The following is a 3,914-nucleotide window of genomic DNA, read 5'->3' as shown; positions in this document are numbered from 1 at the left end:
ATCACCCACAGTATCGGGAGGGGGCCGAGGGGGCCGAGGCGGATGGTGCCGAGAGGGATGGTGCCGTTGCCGATGTGCCTAGACGAAGTTCTTGTCGATCAGCATCTGCAGCACGTTGACGTGGAAGTCCGGGAAGTCCATCGGCACGATGCCGAACCGGGCGCGCTGCTGGGTGCGGGCGTTCAGGTACGGGTAGATGCTGCGGTCCATCAACGTCTGAGAGCTGGTCTTGGGCCAGTAACCACCGGCGTACGAGAGGAAGTTGACGAACATCTTCGAGTAGCCCGGGTTGAGGAAGGCCTTGTCGAACTGGGCGACGATGCGCTGGCCCTTGGTCCCCAGGGGGTCGGTGCCGCCGGTCTGCCAGAGGTCCTGGGTGTCGAAGTAGCCGTTCTCGCCGCTGGACCAGTCGATCAGGCCCCACGGGTTGGTGAAGTCGGCGATCAGGACGACCTTCCCCCGGGCGGTGGCGAGGGTCGGCCAGCCGTAGAAGTGGAACAGGCCGCGGTAGCCGAGCCCGTCGAGGTAGTGGTTGATCCGCCGCATGAACTCGGTGTCGTCGAGCGCCTGGCCGCCGGCGCGCTCGTTGCGCAGGCGCATCAGGACGGTCTCGCCGGGGTGCGAGCGGAGGAAGGAACGGCACTGGTCGAGCACGTCCTGGAGCCGGATGTGCTGGTAGTTGTCCGAGTGGTAGATCCCGAGTTCGTCGGGCGCGCCCTGGAGGCCGTTGCAGCGGATGTCGAGGAAGCGGACGCCCTCGGTCAACTGCTGGGGGAGGCCCCAGTTCTGGGTGTGCGACCACTCGGTGCCGTAGGCGGGGTTCTCGCAGCAGGAGTCGTGGGTGCCGGGGATGGTGAGGTCCAGGAGGGAGGTGCTGCCGTTCAGGCGGCTCATCCAGCTGTCGGTCGGCAGCCCGCGCGGGGTGGTCGAGGCGGCGGCGGAAGGGGAGGCCGAGGCGCTGCCTGGGAGGGCGAGGCCTCCGAGGGCGGCGGCGCCGAATCCCGCGCCCCAGCTGAGGAGTTCACGACGTGCGATGCCCATGGTGCGGCTCCTTGGGTCCAGTCGGTCCGGGGTCGATCCGGGGTCGGTCCGGTCGGTCGTACGAGTTGTGCGAGTCGTGCGAGTGGTGCGCTTGTCATCTTGGAGCACGCGGCCACTGCTTTGGCAGGTTCACGACGCCGGCAATCCGGGGCCGGACGGCCCCGGCGGGGTGAAGATCGAAATGCGCGGACGGCCGCCGCCCGCCACGGTGGGACCGTGGCTGCGATCGTCGTCCTCTTCGAACTGGCCCCGGACCAGGCCCTCGGCCCCGAGGGCGTCGGGCCGGGCGTGGTCGCGGTGCACGCCGCCGGCCAGGACCCGGACGTCCCGGAGGACCCGCAGGCGCGCACCCTCTGCGGGCTGGACACCGCGCCGATGGAGCACGCCCACTACCGCCCCGCCCGGCCGGGCGAGCCGTGGTACCCGCCCGAGCTGGAGCAGCAGCGGTGCCGGCTCTGCGAGGCGGCGCTGCACCGGCTTTGAGGGCCCTGAGGATCAGGAGAACGTTCGAGCGGCCGGTCAGCGGGGCCGGTGGGCGATCGCGGCGAACATCGTCACCGACAGGTGGAACGCCCCGTGCCCGGCGGCCGCGTCGAGGTCGGCGTAGAGCCGGTCGCGCTGCTCCTCGGTGAGCAGGCCCCGGCCGACGGCCGCCGCGCCGAGACCGCGGAGGATCGGTCCGCCGACCGTGTGGGGGTCGTGCAGGAGGACGTCGGCGCCGAGGGTGTCGACGGTCAGCCCGGCCTCGACCAGCCAGCCCGTGAGGCTGCGCCCGGCCTCCGGGTGGGCGGCGGCGCCCTGGACGACGGCGGCCAGCGCGGGACGGACCTCCGGGGCCACCGGGTGCAGCAGGAAGGTCGACCAGTCGGTGTCCAGCAGCGCGACCCGGCCGCCCGGGCGCAGCACCCGGGCCATCTCGGCGACGGCCTTCGCCGGGTCGGTGAGGTGCTGGAGGACGCGCTCGCACCAGACCGCGTCCAGTTCGCCGTCGGGCAACGGCAGCGCCTGCGCGTCGCCGTCCAGGAAACGGGCCGGGCTGCCGGCCTCGGCGGCGCGCCGCTCGGCGACGGCCCGCAGGCCGGGGTGGGGTTCGACGCCGATCGCGCTTCCCGCGGTGCGGCCGGCCGCACCGCCCTCCGGGGCGACCGCCGCCGCGAGGACCCGGGTCTCCGAGCCGGTGCCGGCGCCGACGTCCAGCGCGCGCTCGCCGGGGCGTACGGCGAGCCGGGCGTGCGCCCACGCGCGCAGGCGCCGTACCCCGGGGTTGGCGGCCTGGGCGTCCAGCGCGGCGACCAAGCGGTCGGTTTTCGCCGGGTCGGCGTTGGCGCGGCGAAAGGCCGAGGTGGGGCGCGGGTCGGTCATGGGCGCCACCCTAAACGGACATGACGGTCCATCGGCGACATCCCGTCCGCGCTCCTCGCGGCACGGCTCGTCCGGGACGGCGGTCCGCCCCCTGCCGACCGGCAGGGGCCCCGGGGTGGCGGGTCCGGCCGGCTTTCCGCTCCTCGTGCCCGCCGCCGCGGGTCAGAGTTCCGGCAGTGCCTCGCCGGCGCGGGGTTCGCGGCGCTCGATGAGCCAGAACAGGTAGCCGCGCAGGTAGGCCTCCAGTCCGTCGTCGAGGTAGGCGGCGTACCGGCGCAGGGCGTCCGGCTCGTTCCGGCTGTCGTCGCCCAGTCGCAGCTCGCCGGCGATCCAGGTGCGGACCTCGTCCCGGCGGGCCCACCAGTCGCGCACCGCCTGCGGGGTCCAGTGCCGGTCGCCGTCCCAGGCGTAGCCGCCCAGGGGCTCGTCGTGGGCGATCTCGACCAGGGCGGCCACTTCGCGCGGGCTGGCGGGCTGGCGGTGGACGAACTCGTAGTGCTCGTCGTCGGAGAGCACGTGCTCGGGGAGGTAGTACGGGCCGTTCAGCCCGGTGTCGGTCTCGCCGGCGTAGAACGGGCCGGGCACGTTCAGCCGGCCGCGCTGCTCCCAGCGGCCGCAGCCCACCGAGTCGGTCATCTCCCGGGCGGCCGGCAGCGGGTCCCAGTAGGCGAGTTCCTGCCACGGCCCCTCCGCCGGGTGGAGGAGCAGCCGCCCGCGCATCCGTACGGCCGCCTGCCGCAGCTCCGCCTCGTGCGAGAGCCCCCGCCCCCGGTCCAGTGACCGGATCCAGCGGCCGATCATCCCGCCCGCCCGAGTCTTTCTCATGCGGCCCAGCCTAGGACCCGCCTTCGAGCGCTCGTCGTTCGCCTGGAGGGCGGGGGGAGGGCGAGGGGAGGGCGAGGGGAGGGCGGGGGGAGGGCGGGGGAGTGTCGGCCCGCGGACGGGGCGTTCGCCGGGGCGGGCCCCCGGGGCCCTCGGAACCGCTCAGGCGAAGCCGGCCTCGGTGAAGCGGCAGCCGCCGCGCTCGGCGCCGGACAGGACCGGGGTCGAGGTGAGCCGCGGGGTCTCGCGGACGTACTGGCGGAAGCCGGAGGCGCGGAACTTCAGGTCGAAGGAGTGGCCCTCGATGTGCCAGTGCGGCGAGTCCTGCTTGTCGTCGTCCGGTGCCAGCCGGTGCAGGTCGGCGATCTCCAGCTCCGGGGCCATGCCCTCGAAGCCGAAGTCGCCCTGGAGGTCCCAGACCTCTTCGAAGGCGAGGGTCGCGGGGGCGACCCAGAAGGAGAAGTTCCGCGCGGGCCGGACGGGGTGGACCCACTGGACGATGTAGTCGAGGTCGAGGAGGAGGCGCGGCAGGAAGTCGTCGGTCTGCTGCACGTACAGGCCGTGGACGGTGGCGTCGTGCCAGCCCATTTCCTCGAAGTCGGCGTCGCTCCAGACGCTTTTCGAGAGGCCTGATTCCTGGTGACCGCCGCTGTTCATGGTCGTCATCCAATCAGGCCCGGTGCGCGGGC

General features: G+C 73.5%; 5 protein-coding genes. 1 reads left to right on the top strand and 4 read right to left on the bottom strand.

Going from position 1 to position 3,914, the window contains the following annotated elements:
• Positions 1 to 78: 78 nt before the first annotated feature.
• Positions 79 to 1,041 (bottom strand): phosphatidylinositol-specific phospholipase C, encoded by a 963-nt coding sequence (locus tag ACFU7Z_RS37435; protein WP_380782568.1) that lies wholly within the window; start codon positions 1,039 to 1,041, stop codon positions 79 to 81.
• 216 nt (positions 1,042 to 1,257) lie between these two features.
• On the opposite strand from ACFU7Z_RS37435, the gene ACFU7Z_RS37430 reads away from it, so the two are divergent.
• Positions 1,258 to 1,524 carry a hypothetical protein gene (locus ACFU7Z_RS37430; RefSeq protein WP_053111985.1) on the top strand — a complete coding sequence of 89 codons (267 nt, stop codon included), beginning with the start codon at positions 1,258 to 1,260 and terminating at the stop codon, positions 1,522 to 1,524.
• A 36-nt stretch (positions 1,525 to 1,560) separates the two neighbouring features.
• On the opposite strand, the gene ACFU7Z_RS37425 is transcribed toward ACFU7Z_RS37430, so the two are convergent.
• The 3 genes from ACFU7Z_RS37425 to ACFU7Z_RS37415 all read right to left on the bottom strand — a co-directional run.
• The gene (locus ACFU7Z_RS37425) at positions 1,561 to 2,403 is read right to left on the bottom strand and encodes a methyltransferase domain-containing protein (protein WP_380782566.1); all 843 of its coding nucleotides are present in this window, start codon (positions 2,401 to 2,403) and stop codon (positions 1,561 to 1,563) included.
• Positions 2,404 to 2,565: 162 nt separating this feature from the next.
• Entirely contained in the window at positions 2,566 to 3,228 is a 663-nt protein-coding gene (locus tag ACFU7Z_RS37420; protein WP_380782564.1) for a ferredoxin, read from the bottom strand.
• A gap of 159 nt (positions 3,229 to 3,387) precedes the next feature.
• Positions 3,388 to 3,914, bottom strand: a 527-nt coding sequence (locus ACFU7Z_RS37415; RefSeq protein ID WP_380782562.1) for a hypothetical protein, incomplete at its 5' end; no start/stop codon positions are given.

Source organism: Kitasatospora sp. NPDC057518 (genome assembly GCF_042802075.1).
Lineage (GTDB): Bacteria > Actinomycetota > Actinomycetes > Streptomycetales > Streptomycetaceae > Kitasatospora.
The sequence above is the reverse complement of the archived record's forward strand: the minus strand, read 5'-3'. Positions and strand labels throughout refer to the sequence as shown.